This is a genomic window from Methyloglobulus sp. (assembly GCF_046714055.1).
Lineage (GTDB): Bacteria > Pseudomonadota > Gammaproteobacteria > Methylococcales > Methylomonadaceae > Methyloglobulus.
Map to the genome: position 1 here is coordinate 1 of NZ_JBKKBJ010000069.1, position 4,800 is coordinate 4,800.

Consider the following 4,800-nt stretch of genomic DNA (forward strand, 5'->3'; position numbering starts at 1 on the left):
TCCTGTTTTAAATAATCTACCGCTTGATTACGTAACTCGACCTGACCGACGAAGAAATAGTCATACCATTTTAAGGTATATTCGATTGGGCCTAGTGCGATATAAGGCTTGTTGACGCGACCCTCAATTATCAGGATTCCCTTCGGTGGATAAGGTAAGGTTGCTTGGTCAGTGAATATCGAAAAAGACGAGAAGGGGTCGCTGTTGCAGCTACTGGCCACTAGGGTCGCAAAAAAAACGAGGAGTATTCTTGTGGTTGAGTATTTCATACAGGGCTATTAACTGAGCTTTAATAGGGGGGTTGGAAATAAACATTATCAATGTGTATTGGTTGCCCATTTTTTTCAATCAGTTAGTGATTGCTCCAATCCACCCAGCCCAACTGCGCTGAACTGAGCACCAGTATACCAAAGGCGATACGGTACCACGCAAATACAGTGAAGTCATGCCTACTGATAAACCGGATCAGGCCGCGCACAGCCAGAAATGCGCTGATGAAAGAGACGGTGCTGCCAACCGCAAACAAGCTGAGGTCATTCATGTTGAACAAGTCGCGGTGCTTGTATACATCATAAAGTGTGGCAGCAAACATGGTCGGAATGGCGAGAAAAAATGAAAACTCTGCCGCAGCCAGGCGGGACAGTCCAAAAAAAAGTCCGCCGATGATGGTTGCGCCCGAACGGGAAGTGCCGGGAATCATCGCCAAAGCCTGGGCAAAGCCGACTTTCAAGGCATCCTGCCAAGTCACGTCGTCGATGGTTTCAGCGCGTATGGTATGCTGACGGCGTTCGGCCCATAAAATCAACAAGCCACCGACAATAAAGGCCGAAGCCACCACAATTGGGTTGAACAAATACGCCTTGATTTGCTTCAAGAACAAAAAGCCCAAGATGGCAGAAGGCAGGAATGCGATGACCAGGTTTGTTGCCAAGCGTTGCGAGGCACGTTCCCTGGTGAGGCTGAACAAAGCATGACTGAGTCGGGTGCGGTACTCCCAAACGACTGCCAGGATTGCCGCAAATTGGATGACAATTTCAAAGACCTTGCCCTTGTCGTCGTTAAACCCCAACAGTTGTCCAGCCAAGATGAGATGGCCTGTTGAGGACACGGGCAAGAACTCAGTCAAGCCTTCCACAATCCCTAAAATAAGGGCAGAAATCAGTAAGTGAGTATCAGGCATGGTTTTGGGGCGTTGATGGTTAAGGTTTTTTGCTTACCGCTTCATCGATTCAAAAAATTCCGCATTGGTCTTGAAGTCTTTGAGTTTGCCGATCAGGAATTCGGAAGCGGCTGTTTCGTCCATCGGCTGGAGAATTTTGCGCAGGATCCAGGTTTTTTGCAGTGTTTCGGGATCGACTAGGTATTCTTCCCTGCGTGTGCCGGAACGGTTGATATTGATGGCGGGGTAAATCCGTTTTTCGGCAATTTTACGATCCAGGTGTAGCTCCATATTGCCCGTGCCCTTGAATTCCTCGTAGATGACCTCGTCCATTCTTGAGCCGGTATCAACCAGCGCGGTCGCTATGATGGTCAAACTGCCGCCTTCTTCGATATTGCGGGCTGCCCCGAAGAACCGCTTAGGTTTTTCCAGTGCGTTGGCATCGACACCGCCCGTAAGTATTTTGCCGGACGAAGGGACGACCGTGTTATAAGCCCTAGCCAAGCGGGTAATCGAGTCTAACAAAATAACCACGTCGTGTTTATGCTCGACCAAACGGCGCGCTTTTTCGATAACCATCTCGGCGACCTGTACGTGCCGGGTTGCGGGTTCATCAAAGGTGCTGGAAATAACTTCGCCACGTACACAGCGTTCCATTTCGGTGACTTCTTCGGGGCGTTCGTCGATCAATAATACGATGAGGTAACATTCTGGATTCTGGTCGGCAATCGCCTGTGCCATACTTTGCAGTATCATGGTTTTACCGGCTTTCGGCGGGGACACTATCAAACCGCGCTGGCCTTTGCCGATGGGGGCAATTAAATCTATGATGCGTCCGGTCAAATCCTCGCTGGTGCCATTGCCGCGTTCAAGCACAAACCGTTGCTTGGCAAACAGGGGCGTCAGGTTTGAAAAATTGATCTTGTTTTTGGTGTTTTCCGGTGGCTCAAAGTTGATTTCATCGACCTTGAGCATGGCGAAGTAACGTTCGGTATCCTTCGGTGGCCTAATCTTGCCGGTAATGGTATCGCCGGTTTTAAGGGAGAATCGCCTGATTTGGCTGGGCGAAACATAAATATCGTCAGGGCCGGCCAGATAAGAGCAGCCCGGTGTCCGTAAAAAACCGAACCCATCTTGTAAAATTTCCAGAACGCCATCACCAGAGATGTCGTCGCCCGCTTTTGCCTGCTTTTTGAGGATGGCAAAGATCAGGTCTTGTTTGCGGGATCTGGCAACGTTTTCGAGTCCCAGAGACTCAGCTATTTCAATGACTTCACTTATTTGTTTAAGTTTTAACTCGGTAAGGTTCATAGGAAAAGAAAATACATAAAGGATTCGCTTACGCGCTTGAATTTAGGAAGCCGTAAAACGGGTTTGGATTTAGGGGTGCGGTCTATCGGACGGTACGTTTTGACTACGCAAGCATTCTGTTGCGTATGGGTAGTATAGCGTAAGTATTTAGACCCGTCCAACTTTTGTGACGGAACTCTTTTTAATGGAATCGCTGATTTAATCAGCGATTCCATGATGTTCTATTTACAAATAGTTGTCAAGGAAAGCTGCGAGCTGCGATTTTGTCAAGGCGCCAACTTTAGTTCCTTCCACCTCGCCATCCACGAACAGCATAAGCGTCGGAATGCCACGAACGCCATAATGCTGTGGAGTGGCTGGGTTATCATCAATGTTTAACTTAACCACTGTCAATTTGCCCTGATAGTCTTTGGCTATTTCACCCAGAATTGGGGCAATCATTTTACAGGGCCCACACCATTCCGCCCAATAATCAACCAGCACAGGGCCGCTAGCGTTAATAACAGTCTCATTAAAATCACTATCATTCACATGAAGGACTAGGTCGCTCACATTGTTTCTCCGACAATCAAAAGTTCAACTATAGGAGGGATAAACTACGTAGTCAATCAATTTTCGGTTAAGCCAGTTTTTACGGTATGCTATAGGCCATGAATAATAACCATTTAACCGAAACCCGTTTCAGTAACCTTGAGTTGTCAGATGCTATCCTGCTTGGCTTAAAGGACGCGGGATTTCATCAATGCACACCCATACAAGATAAAACCCTGCCTTTAGCGCTACGGGGCAAGGATGTGGCGGGTCAAGCGCAGACAGGAACTGGGAAGACAGCTGCGTTTTTGCTGGCGACTTTTCAATACCTTATCCATGATGAAGAAGATACGGATACAGGAATCACGGATTCCGAAGAAGTTGAGTCGGATGACGAAATAGTGGTCGCTAAGCCCGCTAAAAGTAAACCTATCAATTACCCCAGGGCAATTATCCTTGCTCCAACCAGAGAATTAGCCATTCAAATCCATAAAGATGCGTTGCAATTGAGTAAACGCCTTAACTTGTCTTTCGCATTGATCTACGGCGGTACGGATTACCAAAAGCAACTGACTCAGGTAAAGACTAATGTCGATATTATTATCGGTACGCCGGGGCGTATTATCGACTTTTATCGGCAAAACGCATTTACATTGGATCATGTCAAGGTCATGGTTTTGGATGAGGCCGACCGCATGTTTGACCTGGGTTTCATCAAGGACATACGTTATTTGCTGCGCCGGATGCCGTCACCGGAAAAACGCCTGAACATGCTGTTTTCAGCAACTTTGTCATATAAGGTGACCGAACTGGCCTACGAGCACATGAATAGTCCGGTATTGGTCAAGATCGAAACAGAAGAAGTGACCTCCAAAGCCATCAAACAAAGCGCCTACTGCCCTTCAAACGATCAAAAAATACCGCTACTATTGGGCATTTTGAAACACGACCAGCCGCTACGCAGCATAATTTTTGTCAATACCAAACGCTGTGCGGAAGAATTGGATGCTACGCTTAACGCCAATGGCTATAAAACTGCGGCCTTAAGCAGTGATGTGCCACAAGAAAAACGCCAGAAGTTGTTACAGTGTTTTCAGGAGAACGAAATCTCCCTGTTGATTGCCACCGATGTTGCGGCACGAGGCTTGCATATTCCCGACGTTTCCCATGTCATCAATTACGACCTGCCACAAGACGTGGAGGATTATGTCCACAGGATTGGACGGACGGCGCGGTTTGGTGCCAGCGGCGAGGCCATCAGCTTTATTTGCGAGGATTATGCTTACTCAATGCCCGATATTGAGGCTTTCATCGGGCAGAAAATTCCGGTCAAAGCAATAGGCAAAGAATTACTCGCGGAGGTCATTAAGCCGGAGCGAAGACCCAAAGAATTCAGGTCAGCCCAGCGTGGAAAACGGCCTCCACACAATAATGGACGTAAAGCTAAAGTCCCGGCATTAGCTCCCGGAAATCCTCAATAGCGGGGAAGTCGGAAATTTCCTTCTTGGGCATACCCGAATCTGGGCGGCTTACCGACACCAGATGGGCAATACCATATTGACGGGCTGAATTCAATACCGCAAGGCTGTCATCAATCAACAGTGTGGTTTGCTTTTCAAAGGGATGTTGGTGTTGCAAACGATGCCAAAAATCGGTGTGTTCTTTAGGTAAGCCGAAATCATGCGAACTAACCAAATCATCAAAAAATGGCTGCAAACCGGTTTTTTCCATCTTTAGTTCGAGGCTGTCTCTATGGGCGTTGGTCACCAACAGAACCCGTTGCGAAGACTGTTTTATCT

6 protein-coding genes are annotated in these 4,800 nt (G+C 47.6%); 1 reads left to right on the forward strand and 5 read right to left on the reverse strand.

Annotation, left to right across the window (positions count from 1 at the left end):
* The 4 genes from ACLQ6D_RS04215 to trxA form a co-directional block, all read right to left on the reverse strand.
* Positions 1 to 221 (reverse strand): hypothetical protein (locus ACLQ6D_RS04215; RefSeq protein WP_411726039.1); only part of this gene is annotated, 221 nt, incomplete at its 3' end.
* A gap of 131 nt (positions 222 to 352) precedes the next feature.
* A complete protein-coding gene (locus ACLQ6D_RS04220; RefSeq protein ID WP_411726040.1) occupies positions 353 to 1,180 on the reverse strand; it encodes an undecaprenyl-diphosphate phosphatase in 828 nt (275 codons plus the stop codon).
* 33 nt (positions 1,181 to 1,213) lie between these two features.
* Entirely contained in the window at positions 1,214 to 2,470 is a 1,257-nt protein-coding gene (gene rho / locus ACLQ6D_RS04225) for a transcription termination factor Rho (RefSeq protein WP_411726041.1), read from the reverse strand.
* Positions 2,471 to 2,695: 225 nt separating this feature from the next.
* Positions 2,696 to 3,022 (reverse strand): thioredoxin TrxA, encoded by a 327-nt coding sequence (gene trxA, locus ACLQ6D_RS04230; protein ID WP_411726042.1) that lies wholly within the window; start codon positions 3,020 to 3,022, stop codon positions 2,696 to 2,698.
* A 98-nt stretch (positions 3,023 to 3,120) separates the two neighbouring features.
* Here trxA and ACLQ6D_RS04235 point away from each other — a divergent pair, with 98 nt between their 5' ends.
* Positions 3,121 to 4,482, forward strand: a complete 1,362-nt coding sequence (locus ACLQ6D_RS04235) for a DEAD/DEAH box helicase (RefSeq protein WP_411726043.1) — start codon at positions 3,121 to 3,123, stop codon at positions 4,480 to 4,482.
* Here the strand turns inward: ACLQ6D_RS04235 and ACLQ6D_RS04240 are convergent.
* Positions 4,445 to 4,800 (reverse strand): HAD-IA family hydrolase (locus ACLQ6D_RS04240; protein ID WP_411726044.1); only part of this gene is annotated, 356 nt, incomplete at its 5' end. The two genes, ACLQ6D_RS04235 and ACLQ6D_RS04240, sit on opposite strands and share 38 nt — an antisense overlap.